This is a genomic window from Marihabitans asiaticum (assembly GCF_007828725.1).
In the GTDB taxonomy this organism is placed as follows: Bacteria; Actinomycetota; Actinomycetes; order Actinomycetales; family Dermatophilaceae; genus Marihabitans; species Marihabitans asiaticum.
The window spans coordinates 286,377-311,353 of sequence record NZ_VIUW01000003.1 but is presented as its reverse complement, the minus strand read 5'-3'; the positions used below and the strand labels follow the sequence as shown (position 1 = coordinate 311,353).

Below are 24,977 nucleotides of genomic sequence, written 5' to 3'. Positions count from 1 at the left end.
CGAGCGATTAGTCCCCTCCGCCTCCCAGTCCTCCTGCAGGTCAGCCGTGGGCGCGGGTCCGGATGTCGATCGCCTCGGTGCGCTCGGCGTCCGCGCGCTCGTCGTCGGTCATCTGCTGGCTCTCGATCTCGGCTTGCACCCGGCGCAGGTAGTGGGCGACCTCGGATGAGGTCCGCTCCTCGTCCCAGCCGAGCTCAGCGGCCATGAGGCGTGCGGCCGGCTCGGCTGCCTCGAGGCCGCGGTCGAGGGTCTCGATGGAGATCCGGGTGCGCCGGGTGAGCACGTCATTCAGGTGCAGGGCCCCTTCGGCACGGGCGGCGTAGACCACCTCGACCGCGAGGTACTCCTCGGCCCCAGCCAGCGGCTCGGCGAGCTCGGGGCGGTCAGCCATGAGCTCGAAAAGGTCTTCGACGAGCGAGCCGTAGCGGTCGAGCAGGTGGGTCACCCGCCAGGTCGGCAGGTCGTGGCGCCGGCTGAGGGCATCGAGCTGGTTGACCAGGGCCTGGTAGCCCTCCGCCCCGACGAGCGGGATGTGCGCGGTCACGCTCTCGGGCACGCCGGCCCCCAGGTCCTCCCGGGCCGCGTCCACGGCGTCGGCGGCCATGACCCGGTAGGTCGTGTACTTGCCGCCGGCGATCGAGACCAGGCCGGGCTGGGGACGGGCGACGGCGTGCTCGCGGCTCAGCTGGGAGGTCTCCTCGCTCTCGCCGGCAAGCAGCGGGCGCAACCCGGCGTAGACCCCCTGGATGTCCTCGCGGGTGAGCGGGGTGAGCAGCACCTCGTTGATCTGGCCGAGAAGGTAGTCGATGTCTGCCGAGGTCGCCGCGGGGTGAGCCCGGGAGAGGTTCCAGTCGGTGTCGGTCGTGCCGATGATCCAGTGGGTACCCCACGGGATGCAGAAGAGCACCGAGGTCGGGGTCCGCAGGATCAGGCCGGTCTCGGAGTTGATCCGGTCTCGGGCGACGACGAGGTGCACGCCCTTGCTCGCCCGGACGTGGAAGCGACCGCGGCCCCCGGCCATGGTCTGGATGTCGTCGGTCCAGACTCCGGTGCAGTTGATCACCACCGACGCCTGCACCTCGGTCTCCTCGCCGGACTCGACGTCGAGCACCCTGGCCCCGACAACCCGCTCCCCCGCGTGGAGCAGACCGACGACCTTGGCCGAGGTGAGCACCCGCGCTCCGTACGCCGCGGCCGTCCGGGCGACCATCATCGTGTGGCGCGCGTCATCGCACTGCGCGTCGTGGTACTGCAGACCCCCGTGGTGGGTCTCCGGCTTGAGCGCCGGCGCGATCGTGCGCACGCCCCGCCTGGAGAGCTGCTTGGTGCGCGGCACCGAGCGCGCCCCACCCATCGTGTCGTAGAGGGTCAGGCCAGCAGTGACGTACGGGCGCTCCCAGAACGCATGCTCGAGCGGGTAGAGGAAGGCGACCGGCTTGACCAGGTGCGGCGCGATCCGGGTGAGCATCAGCTCACGCTCCTTGAGCGCCTCGCGCACCAGCGCGAAGTTGAGCTGCTCGAGGTAGCGCACCCCACCGTGGAAGAGCTTGCTCGAGCGCGACGAGGTCCCCGAGGCGAAGTCGCGCTGCTCCACCAGGGCGACCTTCAGACCACGGGTCGCGGCGTCCAGGGCGACACCGGCCCCGGTCACCCCGCCCCCGATGACGAGCACGTCGAGCTCGGTCGCTCCGAGCTCCTGCCATGCCGCGGCTCTCTGGTCCGGGTTGAGTGCGACGGATGCGGGCACAGATCTCTCCTGCCGGTGGCTCGGTCGGCGCCGCGGTTCACGGCGCCTCTGAACCACCCACGTTAGCCCCCTGACCCTGTCCCCCAGCGACCGCGCTCCGCCCAGGTCTCGCACCTGCCAGACTGCCGGTCATGACCCCTTCGCAGACGTACGTCCTCGCCATCGACCAGGGCACGACGAGCAGCCGGGCGATGATCTTCGACGAGTCGGGCGAGGTGGCGGCCGTCGACCAGGTCGAGCACGAGCAGATCTTCCTGCGGGCCGGCTGGGTAGAGCATGACCCGATCGAGATCTGGAAGAACACCCGCAAGGTGATCGGCGGAGCTCTCGCCCAGGGCAACTTCAACAGCAAGCACATCGCCGCAGTCGGCATCACCAACCAGCGCGAGACCGTCGTGGTCTGGGAGAAGAGCACGGGCCAGCCCATCCACAACGCCGTCGTGTGGCAGGACACGCGGACCCAGCGACTCGTCGACGAGCTCGCCGGCGACGACGGACCCGACCGGTTCAAGGCAGTCTGCGGTCTCCCGCTGGCCACCTACTTCGCCGGGCCGAAGATCCGCTGGATCCTCGACCACGTCGACGGGGCGCGCGAGCGCGCCGAGGCCGGAGAGCTGCTCGCCGGCACCATGGACACCTGGGTGCTGTGGAATCTCACCGGTGGTGCGGACAACGACGGGGTCCACGTCACCGACGTCACCAACGCCTCGCGCACGATGCTGATGGACCTGCGCTCCCTCTCCTGGAGCGAGGAGCTGTGCGAGGCGATCGGTGTGCCGATGGCGATGCTGCCTCAGATCCGCAGCAGCTCCGAGGTCTACGGAGAGTGCAAGCCCGGCGTGCTCAACGGCACCCCGGTGGCCGGCATCCTCGGTGACCAGCAGGCGGCGACCTTCGGGCAGGCCTGTCTCGAGCCCGGGACGGCCAAAAACACCTACGGCACCGGCAGCTTCATGCTGCTCAACACCGGCACCGAGATCGTCGAGAGCGACAACGGCCTGCTCACCACCGTCTGCTACCGGCTCGGCGAGGAGGACGCGGTGTATGCCCTCGAGGGGTCGATCGCGGTCACCGGCTCACTCGTGCAATGGGTGCGGGACAACCTCGGGCTGATCGACGACGCGCCCCAGATCGAGGACCTCGCCGGCACCGTCGAGGACAACGGCGGCGTCTACTTCGTGCCGGCCTTCTCCGGCCTCTTCGCTCCGCACTGGCGCCCCGACGCGCGCGGCGCGATCGTCGGGCTGACCCGGTATGCCAACAAGGGCCACATCGCCCGCGCGGTGCTCGAGGCCACCGCCTTCCAGACCCGTGAGGTGCTGGACGCGATGCAGGCCGATGCCGAGCGGGCGGGCGATCGGCTGAGCGAGCTCAAGGTCGACGGCGGCATGATCGCCAACGAGACCCTCATGCAGTTCCAGGCCGACATCCTCGGGCTGGACGTGGTGCGCCCCGAGGTCGCCGAGACCACCGCGCTCGGTGCCGCGTACGCGGCAGGGCTGGCCGTCGGCTACTGGGACTCCGTCGACGAGATCACCGCGAACTGGGGCGAGGGCCAGCGGTGGAGCCCGCAGATGGACGACGACGAGGTCGCCCGGCTGTACCGGCAGTGGCAGAAGGCGGTCACCCGCACCCTGGACTGGGTCGACGAGGACACCGACTCGGAGGAGACACCCCAGGCGGGGACCGAGTGACCGAGCACTACTTCAGCGAAGGGGTGCCGGCTACGGAGGCGGAGCGCCGCCCCCAACGGGTCGACCTGGGTGGGTCCACGGTCACGGTCGAGACCGCTGGCGGGGTCTTCTCCCCCGGAGGCCTGGACAAGGCGACCGCGATCCTCCTCGACGAGGTGCCCGCACCTCCCCCTTCGGGCACCGCTGTCGACCTGGGCTGCGGATGGGGGCCGATCGCCCTCGCGATGGCTCTGCGCTCGCCTGGCCTGGATGTCCTCGCGGTCGACGTCAACGAGCGCGCGCTCGACCTCACCCGGCGCAACGCCGCCAGCCTGGGCTGTGAGCGGGTGCGGGCGATCCGGCCCGACGACGTGCCCGACGACCTAGAGGTGGACCTGCTCTGGTCGAACCCGCCGATCCGGGTCGGCAAGGCGGCGCTGCACGAGCTGCTGTCGATGTGGCTGCCGCGCCTGACGCCCGCCGGGGAGGCGTGGCTCGTCGTCGGCAAGAACCTCGGCGCCGACAGCCTGCAGCGCTGGATCGGCGACGAGCTCGCCCTGGTCTGCACCCGGGAGGCGTCCTCGAAGGGCTTCCGCGTCCTGCGCGTCACCCACTGACGCCAGTCCTACGACTGTCAGAGGAGGGAGGTCTCGCCATCGGCGACGAGCACCGCGGGACCGGCGAGCTCGACCTCGCGGCCGGGCAGCGCCCGCACCCGGAGCGAGCCGCCGGGCACATCGACCCGCCACTGCGTGGACTCGTCCGCGGCCCCGGACCAGATGCCCATCGCCAGGGCCGCCGCGCACACCCCGGTACCGCAAGAGCGGGTCTCGCCCACCCCTCGCTCGTAGACCCGCATCGCGAGATGACCCGGCCCGAGCACCCGGACGAACTCGACGTTGCTGCCCTCGCGCGGAGCCGGTCGGACCACGGGCGCCCGCGTGAGGTCGAGGCCGTCGAGAGAGACCTCGGGGGGCAGTGCCACGACGGTGTGCGGGTTGCCGAGGTCGAGCGAGAGCGCGCTGTAGGGCTCGTCGATCTCCTCAGCCTCCTCGACGTGGACCAGGGAGTCCGCCCCACGCTCGGCCACCTCGTCGCCGTGCACGAGGCGCCAGGCCCCCATGTGCGTCACGACCTCCTCGCCCTCGAAGCGGACCCGACGCACCCCGGCCCGGGTCGCGATCGCGGTCTCACCGTCGCCGATGAGCCCTTCGCGGCGCAGCCAGGCGGCGAGCACCCGGGTGCCGTTGCCACACATCTGCGCGAGCGAGCCGTCGGCGTTGCGGTAGTCCATGAACCACTCGGCGGCGCCGGCCTGCTCCAGGACGTCCGGCTCATCGGCAAGTCGCGTCGGCACGACGCGGATCACCCCGTCGCCGCCGATCCCGGCATGGCGGTCGGCGAGCAGCGCCACCTGCTGCGCGGTGAGGTCGAGCCGCCCATCGAGATCGGGGACGACGACGAAGTCGTTCTCGGTGCCATGGCCCTTGGTGAAGCGCACTGTCATGACCCCATTGTGCGCGAGCTCAGGGGGAGACGTCGCCGGCCTCGACCTCGCACAGCGCCCGGCCGACCAGGTCCGGCTCGGTGACGCAGAGCCAGCGCACCCGCGGGTCGGGGCGCAGCCACGACTCCTGGCGGCGGGCGTAGCGCCGCGTGGCCGCCTGCGTCGAGGTGATCGCCTCGGCCTCGCCGATCACGCCGTCCAGCTGGCGCAGCGCCTGGGCGTAGCCGATCGCCCGCGACGCCGTGCGCCCCTCGCGCAACCCCGCCCGGTCGAGGTCGGCGACCTCGTCGAGCATCCCGTCGGCCCACATCCGTCGCACCCGCTGCTCCAGCCGCGCGGTCAGCGCGTCCCAGTCGTCGTACAGCCCGATGACGACCGAAGGGAGGACGTAGCGCTTGGTAGGAGCCGTCGCCGAGAACGGCCGGCCGGTCAGCTCGATCACCTCGAGGGCCCGGATGACCCGCCGGACGTTGTTCGGCTCGATGGCGTCGGCGGCGGCGGGGTCGGCGGCACGCAGCTCCGTGCGCAGCAGGTCGTCCTGACCGTCCGCGCTGCGCTCCTCGAGGCGTGCCCGTACGTCCGGGTCCGTCGGCGGGATCTCCAGCTCATCCAGGGCGGCACGCACGTAGAGGCCCGAACCCCCGGCGAGGATCGGCAACCTGCCTCGCGCCCGGACCTGCTCGATCGCCTCCCGAGCCCGCAGCTGGTAGTCCGCGACCGTGGACTCCTCGGTGACGTCCAGGACGTCGAGGAGGTGGTGGGCGATCCCCCTTCGCTCCTGGGGCGTCAGCTTGGCCGTGCCGATGTCCATGCCTCGGTAGAGCTGCATGGAGTCGGCGTTGACGACCTCGCCGCCGAGCCGCTCGGCGAGGTCGAGGGCGAGCCCGGACTTGCCGGTGGCGGTCGCCCCGACGACGGCCACGACCTGGGCCGGGGCCACCATCAGTCGTCGTCGTGGCCGAAGGGGTCCTCGTCCTCGCCGGGCATCCAGCTGTGGCCCGGCACCCCCCAGCCCTCCCGCTTGACGGCCTTGCGCGCCCTCTTCTTGTGCTTGTCGGCCAGCCGGTCGACGTAGAGGAAGCCGTTGAGGTGGTCGTACTCGTGCTGCATGCAACGGGCGAACCAGCCGGTGGCGGTGAAGGCGAGCTCGTTGCCGTCGAGGTCGTACCCGGTCACCTCGGCGCTCTCCCCGCGTCGAAGGGGGAAGGAGTAGCCGGGGACGGACAGGCACCCCTCGGACTCGTGCTCGGGGTCGGCGTCACCGACCGCCGGCTTCGCGGCCTTGACGTAGGGGTTGATGATGTGGCCCTGGGCGGGTACCCCGTCGGCGTTCTCCATCTTCCAGGTGAAGACGCGCAGCCCGACCCCGATCTGGGGCGCGGCGAGCCCGACGCCGTTGGCCGCGTCCTGGGTCTGGAGCATGTCGGCCACGAGGGTGGCGATCTCCTCGTCGATCTCAGTCACGGGCCGGGCCCGGGTGTGCAGGACGGGGTCGCCGGTGATGACGACGGGGCGGATGGTCATGGAGAGGATTCTCTCGCATGACCATCCGCCCCGTGCATCGGCTCAGCCCTGCTGGATCGCGGAGACCTCCAGGTTCAGCACGATCTTCTTCGAGACGAGGACGCCACCGGTCTCGAGCGCGGCGTTCCACGTCAGGTCCCACTCCTCACGGTCGACCTCGGTCGACGCGGTGAAGCCGATCCGGGTGTTGCCGAAGGGGTCCTGAGCGCTGCCCTCGTACTCGGCCGCCAGCTCGACGGTACGGGTGACGCCCTTGATCGTCAGCTCACCGACGAGGACGAACTCGTCACCGGAGACGTCCCGGACACCGGTCGAGACGAAGGTGATCTCGGGGTGGGTCTCGGCGTCGAAGAAGTCGGCGGAGCGGAGGTGACCGTCGCGGTCGGAGTTGCCGGAGTCGATCGAGGCGACCTGCATCGTGGCGCGCGCGCTCGAGGCGGAGAAGTCGTCGGCGACGACGATCTCGCCGGCCAGGTCCCGGAAGGAGCCGCGGACCTTGGTGACCATCGCGTGGCGGGCGACGAAGCCCACCTCGCTGTGGCTCGGGTCGATGGTGTAGCTGCCGGGGGTGATGGCGATGGACTGGTTGGTGGTGCTCGACGTTGTCATGGCTCTTACCTTAGTTTATATTTCATCTATCTGCAACCGGCTGAGACTTCCCTCCCCTCTCGACCCCACCCGCGCTCGTACTTGTGGTTGCCTGGTGGGGCAGCGCTGCGCTCGCAGCGTGACCCGAGCGAAGGGAGATCACTATGGGTTTCATGGACGACGCCAAGAGCAAGGCTCAGGACGCCATGGACAACAACCCTGACAAGGTCGAGGAGTACTCCGACCAGGGGCTCGAGAAGGGCGGCGACTTCGCCGAGTCGAAGGGCGCCAGCTCCGAGCACGTCGACAAGGGCAAGGACACCCTCGACGGCAAGATTGGCGAGTGAGCCACCTCTGACACCGTCCGGGGGCCGTCCCACACTGGTGGGGCGGCCCCCTTCGTCATGTCTGGGCGGGCGTCAGGCCGAGCAGGTCAGCCGGTCTGGCAGGCGCTCGCCGCGATCGCCGGCGCGGGGGGCGCACCGATCCCCGGCATCCCGAGCGATACCGCCGGCTTGCCCCCCGGCTCACCCTGCGCCCGCTCCCAGGCGTCACCGCCGGCCGTGCGACGCACGCTGTAGACCCCGCCGCTCAGGGCACCGTCGGCGATCAGGTGGTGCGGGGCCCCGTAGGTGACATCGACCTGGACCAGGTCACCGGGCCGTGGGTGCTCGCCGCCCTCGGGCACGGCGAAGTGGACCAGCCGGTTGTCCCGCGCCCGTCCGGAGAGCCGGTGGGTCTGTCCGTCCTTGCGGCCCTCGCCGGTCGCGACGAGAACCTCGACGGTGCGCCCCTCGACGCCGCGGTTCTCCTCCCAGGAGATCTGGTCCTGGAGGGCGACGAGCCGCTCGAAGCGCTCCTGGACGACCTCCTTGGGCACCTGGTCGGGCATCGTCGCGGCGGGGGTCCCCGGACGGATCGAGTACTGGAAGGTGAAGGCGCTGGCGAAGCGGGACTCGGCGACGACCCGCAGGGTCTCCTCGAAGTCCTCATCGGTCTCGCCGGGGAAGCCGACGATGAGGTCGGTGGTGATCGCGGCGTCCGGAATCTGCTGACGCACGCGTTCGAGGATGCCGAGGAACCTGGTGCTGCGGTAGCTGCGCCGCATCGCCTTGAGGACCCGGTCCGAGCCGGACTGCAGCGGCATGTGCAGGCTGGGCATGACGTTGCCCGTCTGCGCCATAGCCTCGATGACGTCGTCGGTGAAGGCGGCAGGGTGCGGGCTGGTGAAGCGCACCCGCTCCAGGCCCTCGACCTCGCCGGCGGCCCGGAGCAGCTTGCCGAAGGCGAGCCGGTCGCCGAACTCGACGCCGTAGCTGTTGACGTTCTGACCGAGCAGGGTCACCTCGATGACGCCCTGGGCGACGAGCGCCTCGAGCTCGGCGAGGATCAGGCCCGGCCGGCGATCCTTCTCCTTGCCCCGCAACGCGGGGACGATGCAGAAGGTGCAGGTGTTGTTGCAGCCGACCGAGATCGAGGTCCACCCCGCGTAGGCCGAGTCGCGGCGGGTCGGCAGGGTTGAGGGGAAGGTCTCGAGGGACTCCAGGATCTCGACCTGGGCCTCCTGGTTGTGCCGGGCGCGGTCGAGCAGGGCGGGTAGCGAGCCGATGTTGTGCGTGCCGAAGACGACGTCGACCCAGGGGGCCTTCGCGACGATCGTGTCGCGGTCCTTCTGCGCCATGCAGCCGCCGACGGCGATCTGCACCCCGGGGTTGCGCTGCTTGCTGGGGCGCAGCTGCCCGAGGTTGCCGTAGAGCTTGTTGTCGGCGTTCTCGCGGACCGCGCAAGTGTTGAACACGACGACGTCCGCGGTCTCGCCGCGCTCCGCCTCCGGCAGCGAGGCGTGGTCGACGTAGCCGGCGGTCTCGAGCAGGCCGGCGAGGCGCTCGGAGTCGTGGACGTTCATCTGGCACCCGTGGGTGCGGACGTCGTAGGTCTTCGGTGCAGCAGTCATGACCGCACCAGGGTAGTCACCCCCGGAGCGGCCCTCTCCTCGTGACATGCTGGCCCTTAGCCGTACCACCGACGAGAGGGCGACCGATGGACGCCACGGCCGCACCGGAGCGCGACCCTGCCGACCTCGTCGTCCTGCTCGACGAGGACGGCGAACCCACCGGGACCGCACCGCGGCTGGACGTGCACACGAGCGACACCCCGCTGCACCTCGCCTTCTCCTGCCACGTCACCGACGGCGCCGGGAGGCTGCTGCTCACCCGCCGCGCGCTGAGCAAGCGGGCCTGGCCCGGGGTGTGGACCAACGCCTTCTGCGGACACCCGCGACCTGGGGAGGACCCGGTCGCCGCCGTGCACCGCTACGCCGAGCACGAGCTCGGTCTCGTCCTGGGCGATCTCGAGCCGCTGCTGCCCGACTTCCGCTACCGCGCGGTCGACCCCGGCGGCGTCGTGGAGCACGAGGTCTGCCCGGTCTGGCTGGGCCGGACCACGACGCCCCCGCGCCTGAACCCGGACGAGGCGGTGGAGTGGACCTGGGTGACCCCCCGTGAGCTGCGCACGACCGTGGCGGTGGCCCCGTGGGCCCTCAGCCCCTGGCTGGTCCTGCAGCTCGATCAGCTCCCGGCCGACGTCAGCCTCCTCGACCGCGCAGGTGCGCTCCCATGACCGCCGGGACTCAGGCCGACCGCCCCGCCGACCCCCTGAGCCGCCCGACGTCCGACGCCGGCGGGCGCAGGCCCGAGCTGAGGGACGGCCAGGCGCTCGAGGAGGCCCTAAAGTCGGCGCAGAGCGGGGGCAAGCGGTTCCGCCCCCGCCTCGTCCGCTCGGTCCACGACCTGCTCGGCGGTGACGCCGGGCCGGCCGTCGACCAGGTCGCCGACGCGGTCGAGCTCCTCCACACCGCCTTCGTCGTCCACGACGACGTCATCGACGGGGACGACCTGCGCCGCGGCGCGCCGAGCGCCCCCGGCAGGTTCCGGGCCGCCGCGATCCGGGGCGGTGCCGCGACGGGACCGGCCGGGTCCTACGCGACCGCAGGGGCTATCCTCACCGGGGACCTCGCCCTCGGTGCTGCCCTGCGGGCCGTCGCGACGGCCCCGGTCGCGCGCGAGCAGGTGCACCGGATGCTCGAGCTCTTCGACCACGCCCTCGCGGTCTCCGCCGCCGGCGAGCTGGCCGACGTCCGGCTCTCGCTCGGCGCGCGCGAGCCGACGCTCGAGGAGGCCCTCGCGGTGGCCGAGCAGAAGACGGCGGTCTACTCCTTCAGCCTGCCGATGCAGTGCGGGGCGGTCCTCGCCGGAGCTCGGGCGTCGGTCGTCGACGGGCTCGGCCGGATCGGCCGCGACCTCGGGCTGGCCTTCCAGCTCATCGACGACCTCACCGGGGTCTTCGGCGCGCCGGCGCAGACCGGCAAGGGGGAGATCGCCGGCGACCTGCGCGAGGGCAAGCGCACCCCGCTCGTCGTCCACGCCCGCTCGACCCCGGCGTGGCCGGTCGTCGAGCGCCACCTCGGCGACCCCACGCTCGACGAGCAGGGTGTCGCGCGGGTGCGCGCCGCGCTCACCGACGCCGGGTCGCGATCCTTCGTCAGCGACCTCGCCCTAGAGCGGCTCCGGACGGCCAGCGTCCGAGCGGCCGACCTCGGGCTGCCGCCCGAGCTCGTGGCCTGGGTCCGCGAGCTGTCCGGCTCCCTGCAGGAGGGTGCCGAGTGAGGGCAGCTCGCCGACCCCGCCCGGGGGACGGCCCGGCATACCAGCGCTACGACGCGACCGCGCAGGCGGCAGCCGAGCTCGTCATCGGGCGGTACTCGACCTCCTTCGGGCTGGCCACCCGGCTGCTCGAGACGCCGGTCCGCGGTGACGTGCGCGCCATCTACGCTCTGGTGCGGGTCGCCGACGAGATCGTCGACGCGCCCCGCCCCGACGTCACCGTCGACGACCAGCGGGCCGTCCTCGACCACCTCGAGTCCGAGGTGGGCAGCGCGATCGAGCGCGGGCTCAGCTCCGACCTCGTCGTCCACGCCTTCGCCCGGACCGCTCGACGGTGCGGGATCAGGATGGATCTCGTTGAACCGTTCTTCGCCTCCATGCGAACCGACCTGACCCGGACCACCCACGACCCGGCCAGCTTCGCGACCTACGTCCACGGCTCCGCCGAGGTCGTCGGGCTGATGTGCCTGCGGGCCTTCCTCACCGAGGAGGTGGACCCGGAGCAGGCCTACGCCCGGCTCAGGCCCGGGGCGCAGCGCCTCGGCGCGGCCTTCCAGAAGGTGAACTTCCTGCGCGACATCGCCGCCGACCGCGAGGACCTCGGCCGCGGCTACTTCCCCGGCGTCGACCCCCGCGCGGTCGACGACGCCGAGCGCGACCGGATCCTCGACGACGTCGACGCCGACCTCGCGGCCGCTGCCGTGGCCATCGCGCAGCTGCCCCGGAGCAGCCGCCGCGCCGTGGAGGTGGCGCACCGGCTCTTCGCCGAGCTGTCCGCACGGCTGCGCCGCACCCCCGCCGACCAGCTGCGCTCGGAGCGGATCCGCGTCCCCGGCCCGCGCAAGGCCGCGGTCGTCCTCGACACCCTCGTGCGAGGCGCCCGATGAGGTTCCTCCCCCGCCCCTCCCGCACCGGGGCACCCCGCGAGCCGGGCACCGCGTGCGTCATCGGCGGTGGCGTGAGCGGCCTGGCGACCGCCGCGCTCCTCGCCGCCGACGGCTGGCAGGTCGAGCTGGTCGAGCGCGCGGAGCACCTCGGCGGCCGCGCCGGGCTGTGGGAGCACGACGGCTACCGCTTCGACACGGGCCCCTCCTGGTACCTCATGCCGGAGGTCTTCGAGCACTTCTTCGAGATGGTGGGGACCTCGGTGGACGCCGAGCTCGACCTCGTGCGCCTCGACCCGGCCTACCGGGTCTTCTTCGAGGACCATGACGGACCCCTCGACGTGCAGGGCACGCGGGCGGCCAACGAGGCGCTCTTCGAATCCCTCGAGCCCGGCGCCGCGGCGGCCCTGTCCGACTACCTCGACTCCGCGCGCCACGTCTACGAGCTCGCGGTCGACCGTTTCCTCTACACGAGCTTCGACAGCGCCGGCTCCCTGCTCAACACCGACGTGCTGCGCAACGGGCCGCGGCTGTCCAGCCTGCTCACCCGCTCCCTCGAGTCGTACGTCGCCGCCCGGTTCACGGACCCGCGGCTGCGGCAGGTTCTCGGCTACCCGGCCGTCTTCCTCGGCACCTCCCCGGACCGCGCGCCGAGCATGTACCACCTCATGAGCTGGATGGATCTCGCCGAGGGGGTCCTCTACCCGTGCGGTGGCTTCACCGCCCTCGTCGACGCACTGGCGCGCTGCGCCGTCCGGCACGGGGTCCGGGTGCGCACGAGCACGAGCGCGACCGCCATCACCACGACGGAGGCCCCGCGACCCCGGGTCACCGGGGTGAGCGTGCTCGGCCCGGACGGGACGCCGGAGGTCATCGCCTGCGACGTCGTCGTCGGCGCCGCCGACCTGCACCACGTCGAGACCGAGCTGCTCCCCGAGCACCTGCAGACCTACCCGCAGTCCTGGTGGGAGCAGGTCGACGCCGGTCCCGGAGGTGTCCTGGCGCTGCTCGGCGTCGACGGCGCGCTGCCCGAGCTCGCGCACCACTCGCTCTTCTTCACCACCGACTGGCGCCGCAACTTCGACGACATCCTCGGGCCCGACCCGCAGGTGCCCGACCCCGCGTCGATCTACGTGTGCCGCCCCTCCGCCACCGACGCCACGGTGGCGCCGGCGGGCAAGGAGAACCTCTTCGTCCTCGTGCCCGTCCCGGCCGACCCGGGCATCGGCGAAGGGGGCACCGACGGCGCGGGTGACCCCCTCGTCGAGCGGGCGGTCGACGCCGCGATCACGCAGATCGCGGCCTGGGCGGAGGTGCCGGACCTCGCCGAGCGGATCGAGGTCCGACGCACGATCGGACCCGCCGACTTCGCCCACGACCTCTCCACCTACTCGGGCAGCATGCTCGGGCCCGGGCACGTCCTGCGTCAGAGCGCCTTCTTCCGCGCGGACAACATCTCGAGGAAGGTCGAGGACCTGTACTACGCCGGCTACTCGACCCGACCCGGCATCGGACTGCCGATGTGCCTCATCAGCGCCGAGCTGGTCCTCAAGCGGCTCCGCGGCGACTCCTCGAGCGGGCCGAGCCGCACCCCGGCCGTCACCGACCGCGGGAGGGCGGAGTGAGCCTGGTCTACCTCGCGACGGTGGTCGTCTCGGGTCTCTGCATGGCTCTGGTGGACTACCGGTGGCGCCTCGCGCTCTTCGACCGGCCACTGCCCACCGCCATCGTCGTGGCCGCCGGGAGCGTGCTCTTCCTCGCGTGGGACCTCGTCGCGATCGCGTCGGGCATGTACGTGCGCGGGGAGTCACCGGCGATGACCGGGATCGAGCTGCTGCCGGAGCTGCCGCTCGAGGAGATCGCCTTCATCGTCTTCCTCAGCTACCTCACCTGCGTGCTGCACGGGCTCTTCTCCCGGCTGCTGCCCGCCGCCGAGGAGGGGGCCCGATGACCTACGCAGGTCTGGCCGGGTGCTTCCTCGCCGGGTCCGCTCTCGTCCTCATCGTCGCGGCGGTGCTGCGCCGGCCCGCGCGGCGGTGGTGGCTGGCGACCGGAGCGACCGCGCTCGCCCTCGTCGTGCTCACTGCGGTCTTCGACAACGTCATGATCGCCGCCGACCTCTTCCGCTTCGACGAGAGCCAGCTCTCCGGGGTGCACGTCGGGCTCGCGCCGGCCGAGGACTTCGCCTGGCCGCTCGCGGCGGCGCTGGCCCTGCCCGCCCTGCGCCTGCTCCTTACCCCCGACGACGAGCGTGCTGCCCGGGTCGGTGGCCGATGACCACGACCACGATGCGCTCCCCCGTCGCCAACCTCGTCGGCTCGTCGCGGCCGCTGTCCTGGGTCAACACGGCCTACCCCTTCGCCGCCGCCTACCTGCTCGCCGGCGGACGGGTCGACCTGACCTGGGTCATCGGCACGCTGTGGTTCCTTGTGCCCTACAACCTGCTCATGTACGGCGTCAACGACGTCTTCGACTACGAGTCCGACATCCGCAACCCGCGCAAGGGCGGGGTCGAAGGGGTCGTCCTCGACCGTGGCCTGCACCGGATCACCCTGTGGGCGGCGGTGCTGTCGAACCTCCCCTTCGTCCTCGCCCTGGTCGTCCTCGGCGACCTCCGCGCGACCCTCGTGCTCGCCGGGTCGGTCTTCGCCGTCGTGGCGTACTCGGCACCCGGTCTGCGGTCCAAGGAGCGCCCGTTCCTCGACTCCCTGACCTCGAGCACCCACTTCGTCAGCCCGGCGGTGCTCGGCGTCGCCCTGGCGGGGGGCAGCTTCGACCGGGTGGCCCTCGCCGCCCTCGGGGGCTTCTTCGCCTGGGGCGTCGGCTCGCATGCCTTCGGTGCCGTGCAGGACATCGAGGCCGACCGGGCGGGGGGTATCGCCTCGATCGGCACCGTCCTCGGCGCGCGGGCCACGACGCGCGTGGCGCTGGCGGCCTACCTGCTGGCCGGGGTCCTCCTGCTCACCCTCCCCTGGCCCGCCCGGCTCGCCGCCCCGCTGGTCCTGCCGTACCTCGCGAACCTCGTGCCCTATCTCCACCTCACCGACGCCGAGTGCGAGCGGGCCCACGCCGGCTGGCGACGCTTCCTCTGGCTGAACTACCTCACCGGCTTCCTCGTCACCCAGCTGCTCATCGTCATGACGCTCGGCCTGCTCGGGCCTTGACCGCTCGCCGGAGGCGCACCCCTCGGTCGCGCCAGCGCAGCCACGGGGGGTGCACCCGCCAGTTGACCTCGAGGGTGCGCACCGCGCGGACGAAGCGGCGCCGCACCTGCTCGCCCCCGCGCAGCGAGCGGGCCGACATCTCGACCCGCAGGCCGGGTGCTAACCGGATCCGCCGGGAGGGCCCGAGGACGAAGGCGAGATCCATGTCGTCGTGCAGGTCAGGGTCGTCGCGGTGCACCTCGCCGCGCACCTCGACCCACACGCTGCGGCGCAGGGCCATGCTCGATCCCCACAGCACCGTGTGGCCCAGCGCGAGGTGACTCAGCAGGTAGTAGGCACCGAGGTAGAGCGCCGCAGCGGGTGCGACGAGCGGCCGCGGCAGGTCGTAGAAGGTGCCCCAGCCGGTCACCGCGCTGAGCTGAGGGTCGGCCATCTCGCGGGCCACCCGCTCGACCCACCGGGGGCCGGGTCGCGAGTCGGCGTCGAGCCGGGCGATGACCTCACCGCGGGCCGCGTCGTACCCCGCGGCCGTGGCCGGCGGGATGCCGACCTGCGCCTCGTGCAGGACCACCGCACCGGCGGCCCGTGCGACCGCCGCGGTCTCGTCCTGCGAGGCGTTGTCGACGACGACGACCTCGAGGGGTGCCAGGCTCTGGCGGGCGAGCAGCGCGAGGCAGGTGCGCAGCGCAGGGGCGTCGTCGCGGGCCGGGATGACGACCGAGACGCTCGGGAGCGCCGCGGCGTCCACCGCAGCCCTCATCGCCGGCCCCCGGGCGACGGCCGACTCACCGCGAGGAGCAGGGCGGCGACGACGGCGCCGAGGAGCCCGGCGGCGAGGTCACCGAGGGTGTCCTCGTAGCCCACCTGGATGCGGTCGTCGAGGACGGTGTGGCCGAACCACTCCCCCATCTCCCAGAGCAGCGCGAGCGTCGTGGCCAGGGCGCTGCCCACGACGACCACGCCCGCCCGGGTCATGCCGTCCCCGAAGAGCCCGACCCGCTCCAGCGCGGCGTACCCGATGGCGCCGACGAGGCCGGTCATCGCGGCGTGCACGACGACGTCGAGCCAGCTCACCGCGACGTACCAGTCGAGCATCGCGGCCCAGGCGCCGAGGAGGAGCGTCGTGCAGTAGGCGACGTCGAGCGGGGCCGGCGTGCGCAGCGTGCGGGGGATCATCGAGCCGCCGAGTACGAGCATGAAGAGGGCGAACCCGATGAACCCCCACCACAAGGTCCCCACGACCACGCTGACCGCGGCCACGAGACGCAGCAGGTCCACCGGGACCGGTCTGAGCAGCTCGCGCCAGGGCTGGCCCCGCAGCGCCGCCAGGGCGTCTCGCACTGGCTCAGCTCACCCGAGTCACCGTGATCTCGACGTCGAGCTCGCTCAGCTCGGGGCCGGCGTACATGCCACGGAACGGCGAGACGTCGTCGTAGTTGCGTCCCCGCCCGACGACGACGTAGTCGAGGTCGACCTGGGTGAGGTTGGTCGGGTCGTAGGGCAGCCAGGCGCCGTCCCACACCTCGATCCAGGCGTGCGACTCACCGGGGCAGTCCTCGCCGCGCTGCAGCTCGGACTCCTGCGCGACGTACCCCGATACGTAGCGGGTGGGGACACCGATCGAGCGCAGCGCCCCGATGGTGATGTGCGCGAAGTCCTGGCAGACGCCGCGACCCCGCTCCCACGCATCGGCGGCGTTCTCGAAGACCTTCGTGGCCCCCTTCGCGTACTCCATCCGCTCGTGCACCCGCTCGACGACGAAGCGCGCGGCGGCGCGCGGGGTCGGCTCCTCACGCGCCTGCTTCGCGATCTCCTGGAGGTCGGCGGGCGGCTGGCTGCGCGGCCCGATGTTGAGGTACTCGCTCAGCAGGTCGCAGGTGGCCTCGTCCGCCAGCGCGTCCCACCCGCTGGTCTGCACCTCGACGGGCAGCTCGGAGCGCTCGACGATCGAGCTGGCCTCGATCTCGAGGACCCGGTGGGGCACCTGCACCTCGACCGCCATCACCTCGGTGCCCCAGTGGTCGGTGTAGTGATGGCTGAAGGAGTGCGGGCGCACCCGGATGCGTGCCTCGACGGTCGTCTGCCCGGGCTCGTCGACCGGGATCATTCGCAGCTCGTTGTGCGAGGCGACGACGTCGTCCTCGTAGCGCATGATCGTCCGGTGCACGATGCGGTGCCGTCGGGTGCTCACAGGATCTCCCCCGTCCACTCCTGGACCGGAGCTGACTTGAAGTAGCGGTCGCCGATGGCCTCGGACGCCGCGGTGACGGCGTCCTGGACCTGGCGCATCTGGTTGGGCAGGTCGGCGAGGACGTGGTCGGGGTCGTTGTACTCGAGCCGGCTGCGCATCTCGCCGAGGATGCGGCGGCCCTCGTCGGAGAAGCCGACCCGGTCGTTGTCGGGCGCGAGTGTCATGAGGCGACGCTCGGCGTCCTCGAGCGAGGCGAGGACCGAGCGCGGGAAGCGGCGGTCGAGGCTGAGGAAGGCCGCGGCGCTGCGGTCGGTGATCACGCCGCGCATGGTCCGCAGCATCGCCTGCTGCGCGCCGCAGCTGGAGAGGACGACCCCCCAGCTCGGACCCCAGTCGAGGGCCCCCGTGGCGACGATCCGTGCGGTCATGTCCGCGCGCTCGAGAGATCGGCCGAGGCAGATGAAGTTCCACGCGTCGTCGTGGCTCATCGTGACGTCGGCGATGCCGGCCACGAGCGCGGAGCGTTCGCGCACCCACCCGAGGTGCTGCTGGGTGGCCGCCTTCGTCCCGAGCCCGTTCCACCGGTGCCAGGAGGTGTTGATGACCTCCCACAGCTCGGTGGAGAGGGTCTCGCGTGCCCGGCGAGCGTTCTCGCGCGCGGCGAGCCACGAGCCGGAGATGGCGCTGGGGTTGGCGGCGTCGAAGACGAGCTGACGCGCGACCTCCTCGTAGCCCACCTCGGGGTTGATCTCGTCGTACCCCATGATCCCGCCGAGCAGCATCGAGGAGGTGTAGTTCTCGTTCTGCGCCGGGTCCTCGATGAGCGAGAGGCGAAGGGTGTCGACCATCCGGGCGGTGCCGTCGGCGCGCTCGATGTAGCGCCCGATCCAGAACAACGAGTCGGCGATCCGGCTGAGCATCAGCTCTCCTCCCCCGTCGTCGGGACCGCCTGGGGCGGTGAGGTCTGCGTGGGGCTGGGCTCGGAGTCCAGCGGCTCGGTCGGGGGTGCGTCGTCGTCGCTGCTGTGCGGGCGCTGGCTGCTGAGCAGGATCATCTCGGCTGCCTCGTTCGACGGAACGCGGACGTTGCGCCCGGCGAGCACCCAGGTGTCCTTGGAGCCGCCACCCTGGCTGGAGTTGACGACCAGCTGGCCCTCGGGGAGGGCGACCCGGGTGAGGCCGCCGGGGACGACCTCGACCTTGTCTCCGTCGTTGACGGCGAAGGGGCGCAGGTCGACGTGGCGTGGGCGGAGCTTGCCGTCGATGAGGGTCGGGACGGTGGAGAGCTGGACGACGGGCTGGGCGATCCAGCCCCGCGGGTCGCGCTCGAGGTTGGCACGCAGCTCGTCCAGCTCCTGGCCGGTGGCCTTGGGCCCGATGACCAGGCCCTTGCCGCCGGAGCCGTCGACGGGCTTGACGACCATCTCGTCGAGGCGGTCGAGCACGGTCTGCAGGTGCTCGGGCTCGTTGCACCGGTAGGTGTCGACGTTGGGGAGGATCGGGTCCTCCTCCAGGTAGTAGCGGATGAGGTCCGGCAGGTAGGAGTAGACGAGCTTGTCGTCGGCGACGCCGTTGCCGATGGCGTTGGCCAGTGTGACTCGTCCCGCGCGAAGGGCGGAGATCAGCCCGGTGACGCCGAGCATCGAGTCGCGGCGGAAGTGCACCGGGTCGAGGAAGTCGTCGTCGATGCGCCGGTAGATGACGTCGACGCGCTCCTCGCCGTGGGTGGTGCGCATCTTGACCTCGCCGTTGCGCACGACGAGGTCGCGCCCCTCGACGAGCTCGACGCCCATCATCCGGGCGAGGAGCGTGTGCTCGAAGTAGGCGCTGTTGTAGACACCGGGGGTGAGCACGACGACCGTCGGGTCGGTACGGCCCTCGGGAGCCGCGGCGCGCAGCGCTCGCAGGAGCATGCGGGGGTACTCGTGCACCGGGCGGATCCGCATGGTGGCGAAGGCCTCGGGGAAGACGTTGGCCATCGCGCGGCGGTTGGCGATGACGTAGGAGACACCCGAGGGCACCCGGACGTTGTCCTCGAGGACACGGAAGTCGCCGTTCTCGTCGCGGATGAGGTCGATGCCGCTGACATGGGCCCGCACGCCGTTCGCCGGTCGTAGACCCGCCACGGCGCGGTGGAAGTGGCTTGAGGTGGCGATGAGGCGCCAGGGGATGATGCCGTCGTCGACCGCGCGGGGCATGCTGCCCTGCCGGGAGTAGATGTCGTCGAGGAAGTGCTCAAGGGCATCCACCCGCTGCGCCACGCCCCGCTCGACGTCCGCCCACGCGTCGGCGTCGATGACGCGCGGCACGGCGTCCAGGGGGAAGGGCCGCTCCTCACCCGCGTGGTCGAAGGTGACGCCCTGGTCGAGGAACATCGACGCGAGCGCGTCGGCGCGCTCCTTCAAGCTCTCGGGGTCCATCTCCCGCAGCGTGTGATGGATCGGCTTGAAGGGAGCCCGCGGCTGCCCCTCCTCGGACATCATCTCGTCCCACGCCTCGCCGGCGGCGTAGCCGCTGAAGAGGCCCTGGGACTGGCTCTGGCTCTGGCCCGCGGAACCTTGGGACTGTCGTTGCGCCTGACTCACGCCGCCCACCCTATGCAATCGGGGCGCCGCTCACGGCTGGTCAGTCGCGCCGATGCTCGGGCAGCGCGTCGAGCGCCTCGGAGATCACCTGGCGCGAGACCTCGCCGCCGTGTCCCTTGCGCGCGAGCATGCCGGCGAGGCGCCGGGTCTGCACGGCTCGGTCCAGGCCGTGCATCGAGCGCAGCTTCTTGTCCACCAGCCGGCGTGCGATCTCGCGCTCGTCCTCGGGCTCGATGTCGCCCAGCACCTCCCGGGCGGTCTCCTCGTCGACGCCCTTGGCCCGCAGCTCGTGCTGCAGGGCCCGGCGGGCGAGCCCTCGCCCCTCCTGCTTGGAGCGGACGAAGCCGCGGGCGTAGGCCTGATCATCGACCAGGCCCACCTCCTCCATGCGGTCGAGCACGGTGGCGGCGACGTCGTCGGGGCAGCCCTTGCGCCTCAGCCCCTGCTCGAGCTGCGAGCGCGACTTCGGCGATCCGGTGAGCATGCGCAGCACCACCGCCCGGGCCACGGCGTGCGGATCGGCATCGGGATCCGGCTGCTCGCGTGGCTCGGGCGGCGGGGTGCTGTGCACGGTGCTCACGAGTCCCTTGGGGCGCTGCTCTAGAAGTCGACCGGGACGTCCTCGACCTGCTCGGCGTCTGCCGCTTCCTCGGGCTGGACACCGATGCCGAGCTTGCTCTTGATCTTGGTCTCGATCTCGTCGGCGAGCTCGGGGTTGTCCTTGAGGAAGTTCCGCGCGTTTTCCTTGCCCTGGCCGAGCTGATCGCCCTCGTAGGTGTACCAGGCGCCGGCCTTGCGCACGAAGCCCTGGTCGACCCCCATGTCGATCAGGCCGCCCTCGCGGGAGATGCCATGGCCGTAGAGGATGTCGAACTCGGCCTGCTTGAACGGCGGGGAGACCTTGTTCTTCACGACCTTGACCCGGGTGCGGTTGCCGACGGCGTCGGTGCCGTCCTTGAGGGTCTCGATCCGGCGGACGTCGAGACGGACCGAGGCGTAGAACTTCAGCGCCTTGCCGCCGGTCGTGGTCTCCGGCGAGCCGAACATCACCCCGATCTTCTCGCGCAGCTGGTTGATGAAGATCGCCGTCGTGCCAGAGGTGCTCAGCGCACCGGTGATCTTGCGCAGGGCCTGACTCATGAGCCGGGCCTGCAGACCGACGTGGCTGTCACCCATCTCGCCCTCGATCTCGGCGCGCGGGACGAGCGCCGCGACCGAGTCGATGACGATGATGTCCAGCGCCCCGGAGCGCACGAGCATGTCGGCGATCTCGAGCGCCTGCTCACCGGTGTCGGGCTGGGAGACGAGGAGCGCGTCGGTGTCGACGCCGAGCTTCTTGGCGTACTCGGGGTCGAGCGCGTGCTCGGCGTCGATGAAGGCCGCGATGCCGCCGGCCCGCTGGGCGTTGGCCACCGCGTGCAGAGCAACCGTCGTCTTACCGGAGGACTCCGGGCCGTAGACCTCGACGACACGGCCTCGCGGCAGGCCACCGATGCCCAGGGCGATGTCCAGGGAGATCGAGCCGGTCGGGATGACCGAGATCGGCGGACGGATGTCGTCGCCGAGGCGCATGACCGCGCCCTTGCCGTAGGCCTTCTCAACCTGACCCATGACGTTCTCGAGGGACTTCAGCTTCTGCTCGTGGAGCTTGCTGTCGATGGCGGTGACGTCTGCCATGTGCGCTACCTGCTTCCTTCTGCTCGTGTCGTGCGCGCCCACCGGCGACCAGGACCGTCGGTCGGACTTCTCGCGTCCTGGTCAGACGCTAGAGATCACCACCGACAACGATCCGCAGCCGCCGTGAGGCTGTGGATCGTGGCGTCGCCGCGGCGATCACTGTGGATGACACTATCCCGAACACCTGTTCGAGCCTGGGCAAGGGTGGCGCGACACGCCGCGTGTCGTCTGCGGGACGCCACCGAGCCAGCACGCGGCGCCATCATGGGGTGATGGACCACCCCCTGCCCCGGCTGCGCCAGACCGTGCTGGACGCCGAGAACGTGCGCGAGCTCGCGGAGTTCTACCGGCAGCTCCTCGGCCTGGTCTACCGCGAGGAGGCGGAGCCACCCACGAAGGGCGAGGACGACGCGGACTGGCTCAACCTGCGCTACCCCGACGGCTCCCCTGCCCTGGCCTTCCAGCAGGTCGACCGGGCGGTCTCGCTCGGGGGCCGGGTCCTGCTCGACCGGTCCGACGATCCCGAGGAGCCCCTCTTCGTCGTCGCCGACCCCGCCGGCCACCCGTTCTGCCTCTTCGTCGCCTGACCGTCGCCCGATGCGGGCTACCCGCCCGACCCCAGGGGCAGGGAGGCCAGGACCTCGTGGCGGGGTCTCCCCTTCGCCGCTTCGTGCAGGTAGGAGGCAACCAGCTCGACCGAGTCGACGACGAAGGGGTCACTGGTCCAGGTGTCGAGGACCCGCAGCCACCGGGTGGCCTCGATCGGCCGGCGCAGCCGGGCGAGGGTGAGATGCGGGACGAAGGCCTTGCCCTCCGGCGTGGCGCCGGTGACGTTGGCGGCTGCCCGGCTGGACGCGGCCAGATGGGTGAGCGGCTCTCGGGCGGCGTCGTCGACGCCGAGCCAGAGGACCGAGGCGCGGGTCGGGTCCGGGAAGCACCCGGCCCCGGTGAGCCGTAGGGCGAAGGGGGCGACCCGGCCGGCAGCCTCGGCCAACCGCTCGGTCAGCTCGTCCGTCCGCGCCTCGTGGACCGAGGACATGAAGGCCAGGGTGAGATGCCACTGCGCCGGGTCGATCCAGGGCATCCCCTCGCGCGGCGCGAGGAAGTCGGCGAGGTCCTCGCGCACCGGGTCGGGCAGGCCCACCGAGACGAACATCCGTTGCCCCATGCCGGCACTGTGCCAGGTCGAGGCGCCTCAGGAGCGCAGCAGGGTCTCGATCCGGCGGGCGGCACCCCACGCACCCGCCACCCCGAGCACGACGAGATAGAGCACGTGGAGCAGCAGCCCGGGCCCGACGTCGCCGAGCATCAGCCCCCGCTCCAGTGCCACGCCGTGGTACAGCGGGCTGAGCATGACGACCGGCTCGGCCCAGTCCGGATAGGTCGACAGCGGGAAGAAGGTCGCCGAGAGGAGGAAGAGCGGCTGGATCGCCAGGAAGATCCAGTCGAAGTCCACCCAGCTGCGCATGAAGGTCGTCGCGAACATCCCGACCCCGGAGAAGGCCAGACCGATGAGCAGGGCCGCAGGGACCGCGAGCCAGGCCCACGGGTTGGCGAAGGGGTCGACCACCCCGATCCCGAGGGCGATGAGGAAGAAGGCGAGCGCGTACGCCCCTCCCCGGATGAGGGACCAGACGACCTCACCGGTCGCGACGTCGCGCGGCCCGATCGGGGTGGCGAGCATCGCGTCGTAGAGCTTGGCGTACTTCAGCTTGAAGAAGACGTTGAACGTCGAGTCCATGACCGCGCCCATCATCGCCGAGCTCGCGAGCATCGCCGGGGCCACGAAGACCGCGTACTCGACGACGCGGCCGGACTCGGCGGTGACGCTCGGGACGAGCGCCCCGACCCCGATGCCGAGCGAGAGCAGGTAGAAGACCGGCTCGGCGAGCCCGGTGAGGAAGATCAGCCACTGCCGTCGGAAGGCGGTCACGTTGCGGGCCACCACGCCGCGCCAGAGCATCAGCCCCGGCGTGATCGGGGGCACGGTGCGCGGCGACGCCGGAGCCGAGGGGCGGGCGGTCGTGCTCATGACACCAACCTCTTGCGCATCCCGGTCAGGGCGAGGACCAGACCGCCGGCGACGAAGACGAGCAGCACCGCCAGGTGAACCAGGGACATGACGTCGGCGCTCGCGGTGGCGCAGTCGCGGGAGAGCTCCACGCCGTGCCAGAGCGGGGTGACCCAGGCGAGGACCTGCATCCCGGTCGGCAGCAGGTCGACGGGGAAGAACACGCCGCTGAAGAGCATGAGCGGGGTGATGACGAGGCGGAAGACGACGTTGAAGACGCCGTCGGTACGCGCCCGCGAGGTCACCCCGAACAGCACGGTCGCGAACGCCAGGCAGGTCAGCACCCCCACCGGGATCGACAGCAACGCCCACCAGGAGGCGAAGGCTCCGAAGAGCGAGGCGACGAGGACGAAGGCGGCCGACGCGATCGCGGACTGCATCGCGATGACCGACAGGTGCCCGAGCACGACGTCGGTGACCGTGAGCGAGGTCGCGAGCATCGAGTGGTACATCCGGTTCCAGGTGAAGTAGCCGTAGACCGGCCACATCGACTCCTGCGCGGCGTCCATCATCCCCTGCACCGCGATGAGCGCCGGGGCGACGAAGAAAAGGTAGCCGACCCCGCCGACACCGCCGGAGCTGTCGTCGACGAGCGACCCGAGACCGATCCCGAGCGCGAGCAGCATGAGCAGCGGCCCGCCGAAACGGCTGAAGACCGACCCGACCCAGGTCCGCCGCCAGACCCGGAGGAAGTACTCCGCCGCCAGCCCGACGCGCCGGGGACCCGGCGGGACGAGGGGGGCCACCCCTTCGCTCGTCATCAGTCGACCAGGGTCCGACCGGTGAGGTGGAGGAAGACGTCCTCGAGGGTGGACCGGCGCACCAGCGCGCTGACCGGCTGCAGACCGCGGTCGGTCACCGTCTCGAGCGCCGCGTCGCCATGGTCGGCGTAGATCAGCAGGCGGTCCGGCAGCGCCTCGACCCGCTCCCCGACGCCCTCGACGAGGTGAGCCAGCTCGGTGTGCCCGCCGTCGCTCTCGTCGTGCCCGTCGACCGGCAGCCGCAGCTCGAGGACCTCGCGGGTGGAGTGCTCCTGGATCAGCGCCCGCGGCGAGCCCTCGGCGACGATCCGGCCGTGGTCCATCACGACGAGCCGGTCGCACAGCTGCTCGGCCTCGTCCATGTAGTGGGTGGTGAGGATCAGGGTGACCCCGCGCCGCTTGAGCCGGAAGAGCCGGTCCCAGAGCACGTGCCGGGCCTGCGGGTCCAGGCCGGTGGTCGGCTCGTCGAGGAGCAGCACGTCGGGGTCGTTGACCAGTGCGCGGGCGATGGTCAGGCGCCTCTTCATGCCGCCGGAGAGGGGCTCGACCTTGTCGCGGCGGCGCTCGGTGAGCTGGGCGAAGTCGAGCAGCTCCTCGGTGCGCTCGCGGATCACCGCCCGTGGTAGGCCGAAGAAGCGGCCGTAGACGTGGAGGTTCTCCTCGACGGTCAGCTCCTCGTCGAGGTTGTCCTGCTGCGGGCAGCTGCCCAGGCGGGCGCGGATCGCCGCGCCGTCGACGTCGGGGTCGAGGCCGAACATGCTCAGCTCGCCCCCGGTCCGCGGCGAGGTCGCCGCGACCATCTTCATCGTCGAGGACTTGCCGGCGCCGTTCGGTCCGAGGAAGCCGAAGGCCTCCCCCTTCGCCACCTCGACGTCGATGCCCTTGACCGCCTCGAAGTCGCCGAAGGTCTTGGTCAGGCCGCGGGCGAGGAGGATGGGCACGAG

General features: G+C 71.6%; 28 protein-coding genes. 11 read left to right on the top strand and 17 right to left on the bottom strand.

The features are described 5' to 3' along the window. Positions 1-40 precede the first annotated feature (40 nt). The gene (locus tag FB557_RS09600) at positions 41-1,747 is read right to left on the bottom strand and encodes a glycerol-3-phosphate dehydrogenase/oxidase (RefSeq protein ID WP_144857391.1); all 1,707 of its coding nucleotides are present in this window, start codon (positions 1,745-1,747) and stop codon (positions 41-43) included. A gap of 131 nt (positions 1,748-1,878) precedes the next feature. Between FB557_RS09600 and glpK the strand changes: the two genes are divergently transcribed. Both glpK and FB557_RS09590 read left to right on the top strand, forming a co-directional pair. Then, the gene (glpK, locus tag FB557_RS09595; RefSeq protein WP_144857390.1) at positions 1,879-3,441 is read left to right on the top strand and encodes a glycerol kinase GlpK; all 1,563 of its coding nucleotides are present in this window, start codon (positions 1,879-1,881) and stop codon (positions 3,439-3,441) included. Next, positions 3,438-4,037 (top strand): class I SAM-dependent methyltransferase, encoded by a 600-nt coding sequence (locus FB557_RS09590; RefSeq protein WP_144857389.1) that lies wholly within the window; start codon positions 3,438-3,440, stop codon positions 4,035-4,037. Before glpK ends, FB557_RS09590 begins: the two co-directional genes overlap by 4 nt. A gap of 17 nt (positions 4,038-4,054) precedes the next feature. Here FB557_RS09590 and dapF read toward each other — a convergent pair whose 3' ends face one another. Genes dapF through FB557_RS09570 form a run of 4 tightly spaced genes read right to left on the bottom strand, consistent with a single transcriptional unit; the run spans position 4,055 to position 7,060 of the window. Next, positions 4,055-4,927 (bottom strand): diaminopimelate epimerase, encoded by an 873-nt coding sequence (gene dapF / locus FB557_RS09585; RefSeq protein WP_144857388.1) that lies wholly within the window; start codon positions 4,925-4,927, stop codon positions 4,055-4,057. A 19-nt stretch (positions 4,928-4,946) separates the two neighbouring features. Next, a complete protein-coding gene (gene miaA / locus FB557_RS09580) occupies positions 4,947-5,870 on the bottom strand; it encodes a tRNA (adenosine(37)-N6)-dimethylallyltransferase MiaA (protein WP_144857387.1) in 924 nt (307 codons plus the stop codon). Then, positions 5,870-6,451: a peptide deformylase gene (def, locus tag FB557_RS09575; RefSeq protein WP_144857386.1), complete on the bottom strand. Its 582-nt coding sequence runs from the start codon at positions 6,449-6,451 to the stop codon at positions 5,870-5,872. The genes miaA and def overlap by 1 nt, the downstream gene beginning before the upstream one ends. 42 nt (positions 6,452-6,493) lie before the next feature. Further along, positions 6,494-7,060, bottom strand: coding sequence for a YceI family protein (locus FB557_RS09570; RefSeq protein ID WP_144857385.1), 567 nt, complete (start codon positions 7,058-7,060; stop codon positions 6,494-6,496). Positions 7,061-7,212: 152 nt separating this feature from the next. On the opposite strand from FB557_RS09570, the gene FB557_RS09565 reads away from it, so the two are divergent. Beyond that, entirely contained in the window at positions 7,213-7,386 is a 174-nt protein-coding gene (locus tag FB557_RS09565) for an Rv0909 family putative TA system antitoxin (protein WP_246074651.1), read from the top strand. 86 nt (positions 7,387-7,472) lie between these two features. Here FB557_RS09565 and miaB read toward each other — a convergent pair whose 3' ends face one another. Beyond that, on the bottom strand, positions 7,473-8,993 hold the full coding sequence (gene miaB / locus FB557_RS09560; protein ID WP_144857383.1) for a tRNA (N6-isopentenyl adenosine(37)-C2)-methylthiotransferase MiaB: 1,521 nt from the start codon (positions 8,991-8,993) through the stop codon (positions 7,473-7,475). Between the two features lie 86 nt (positions 8,994-9,079). Between miaB and idi the strand changes: the two genes are divergently transcribed. Genes idi through FB557_RS09530 form a run of 7 tightly spaced genes read left to right on the top strand, consistent with a single transcriptional unit; the run spans position 9,080 to position 14,749 of the window. Continuing rightward, complete coding sequence (idi, locus tag FB557_RS09555) at positions 9,080-9,658, top strand: isopentenyl-diphosphate Delta-isomerase (RefSeq protein ID WP_144857382.1); 579 nt, start codon at positions 9,080-9,082, stop codon at positions 9,656-9,658. Next, positions 9,655-10,704, top strand: coding sequence for a polyprenyl synthetase family protein (locus FB557_RS09550; protein WP_144857381.1), 1,050 nt, complete (start codon positions 9,655-9,657; stop codon positions 10,702-10,704). Before idi ends, FB557_RS09550 begins: the two co-directional genes overlap by 4 nt. Continuing rightward, positions 10,701-11,588 carry a phytoene/squalene synthase family protein gene (locus FB557_RS14195; RefSeq protein ID WP_170236256.1) on the top strand — a complete coding sequence of 296 codons (888 nt, stop codon included), beginning with the start codon at positions 10,701-10,703 and terminating at the stop codon, positions 11,586-11,588. Before FB557_RS09550 ends, FB557_RS14195 begins: the two co-directional genes overlap by 4 nt. Further along, a complete protein-coding gene (crtI, locus tag FB557_RS14190) occupies positions 11,585-13,210 on the top strand; it encodes a phytoene desaturase family protein (RefSeq protein WP_170236255.1) in 1,626 nt (541 codons plus the stop codon). The genes FB557_RS14195 and crtI overlap by 4 nt, the downstream gene beginning before the upstream one ends. Further along, the gene (locus tag FB557_RS09540; protein WP_144857380.1) at positions 13,207-13,536 is read left to right on the top strand and encodes a lycopene cyclase domain-containing protein; all 330 of its coding nucleotides are present in this window, start codon (positions 13,207-13,209) and stop codon (positions 13,534-13,536) included. The genes crtI and FB557_RS09540 overlap by 4 nt, the downstream gene beginning before the upstream one ends. Further along, the gene (locus FB557_RS09535; protein ID WP_144857379.1) at positions 13,533-13,862 is read left to right on the top strand and encodes a lycopene cyclase domain-containing protein; all 330 of its coding nucleotides are present in this window, start codon (positions 13,533-13,535) and stop codon (positions 13,860-13,862) included. The genes FB557_RS09540 and FB557_RS09535 overlap by 4 nt, the downstream gene beginning before the upstream one ends. Then, complete coding sequence (locus FB557_RS09530) at positions 13,859-14,749, top strand: prenyltransferase (protein ID WP_144857378.1); 891 nt, start codon at positions 13,859-13,861, stop codon at positions 14,747-14,749. The genes FB557_RS09535 and FB557_RS09530 overlap by 4 nt, the downstream gene beginning before the upstream one ends. On the opposite strand, the gene FB557_RS09525 is transcribed toward FB557_RS09530, so the two are convergent. From FB557_RS09525 to recA, 7 genes are all read right to left on the bottom strand, one after another. After that, positions 14,721-15,509, bottom strand: a complete 789-nt coding sequence (locus FB557_RS09525; protein ID WP_144857377.1) for a glycosyltransferase family 2 protein — start codon at positions 15,507-15,509, stop codon at positions 14,721-14,723. The genes FB557_RS09530 and FB557_RS09525 overlap by 29 nt on opposite strands. After that, a complete protein-coding gene (locus tag FB557_RS09520) occupies positions 15,506-16,090 on the bottom strand; it encodes a DUF2238 domain-containing protein (RefSeq protein WP_246074649.1) in 585 nt (194 codons plus the stop codon). The genes FB557_RS09525 and FB557_RS09520 overlap by 4 nt, the downstream gene beginning before the upstream one ends. Before the next feature lie 4 nt (positions 16,091-16,094). Next, positions 16,095-16,940 (bottom strand): transglutaminase family protein, encoded by an 846-nt coding sequence (locus FB557_RS09515; protein WP_144857376.1) that lies wholly within the window; start codon positions 16,938-16,940, stop codon positions 16,095-16,097. Beyond that, positions 16,937-17,860, bottom strand: coding sequence for an alpha-E domain-containing protein (locus FB557_RS09510; RefSeq protein ID WP_144857375.1), 924 nt, complete (start codon positions 17,858-17,860; stop codon positions 16,937-16,939). Before FB557_RS09510 ends, FB557_RS09515 begins: the two co-directional genes overlap by 4 nt. Further along, on the bottom strand, positions 17,860-19,422 hold the full coding sequence (locus FB557_RS09505; RefSeq protein WP_144857661.1) for a circularly permuted type 2 ATP-grasp protein: 1,563 nt from the start codon (positions 19,420-19,422) through the stop codon (positions 17,860-17,862). Before FB557_RS09505 ends, FB557_RS09510 begins: the two co-directional genes overlap by 1 nt. A 142-nt stretch (positions 19,423-19,564) precedes the next feature. Next, a complete protein-coding gene (locus FB557_RS09500; protein WP_246074647.1) occupies positions 19,565-20,104 on the bottom strand; it encodes a regulatory protein RecX in 540 nt (179 codons plus the stop codon). Positions 20,105-20,124: 20 nt separating this feature from the next. Beyond that, positions 20,125-21,201: a recombinase RecA gene (gene recA / locus FB557_RS09495; protein ID WP_144857374.1), complete on the bottom strand. Its 1,077-nt coding sequence runs from the start codon at positions 21,199-21,201 to the stop codon at positions 20,125-20,127. 272 nt (positions 21,202-21,473) lie between these two features. Here recA and FB557_RS09490 point away from each other — a divergent pair, with 272 nt between their 5' ends. After that, entirely contained in the window at positions 21,474-21,788 is a 315-nt protein-coding gene (locus tag FB557_RS09490) for a VOC family protein (protein ID WP_144857373.1), read from the top strand. Between the two features lie 17 nt (positions 21,789-21,805). Here the strand turns inward: FB557_RS09490 and thpR are convergent, their stop codons facing one another. From thpR to FB557_RS09470, 4 genes are read right to left on the bottom strand one after another with little or no spacing between them, the layout of a single operon-like run. Next, positions 21,806-22,369 carry an RNA 2',3'-cyclic phosphodiesterase gene (thpR, locus tag FB557_RS09485; protein ID WP_144857372.1) on the bottom strand — a complete coding sequence of 188 codons (564 nt, stop codon included), beginning with the start codon at positions 22,367-22,369 and terminating at the stop codon, positions 21,806-21,808. 27 nt (positions 22,370-22,396) lie between these two features. Then, a complete protein-coding gene (locus FB557_RS09480; protein ID WP_144857371.1) occupies positions 22,397-23,233 on the bottom strand; it encodes an ABC transporter permease in 837 nt (278 codons plus the stop codon). After that, on the bottom strand, positions 23,230-24,033 hold the full coding sequence (locus FB557_RS09475; protein WP_144857370.1) for an ABC transporter permease: 804 nt from the start codon (positions 24,031-24,033) through the stop codon (positions 23,230-23,232). Before FB557_RS09475 ends, FB557_RS09480 begins: the two co-directional genes overlap by 4 nt. Further along, positions 24,033-24,974, bottom strand: coding sequence for an ABC transporter ATP-binding protein (locus FB557_RS09470; RefSeq protein ID WP_144857369.1), 942 nt, complete (start codon positions 24,972-24,974; stop codon positions 24,033-24,035). The genes FB557_RS09475 and FB557_RS09470 overlap by 1 nt, the downstream gene beginning before the upstream one ends. Between the last annotated feature and the right edge of the window lie 3 nt (positions 24,975-24,977).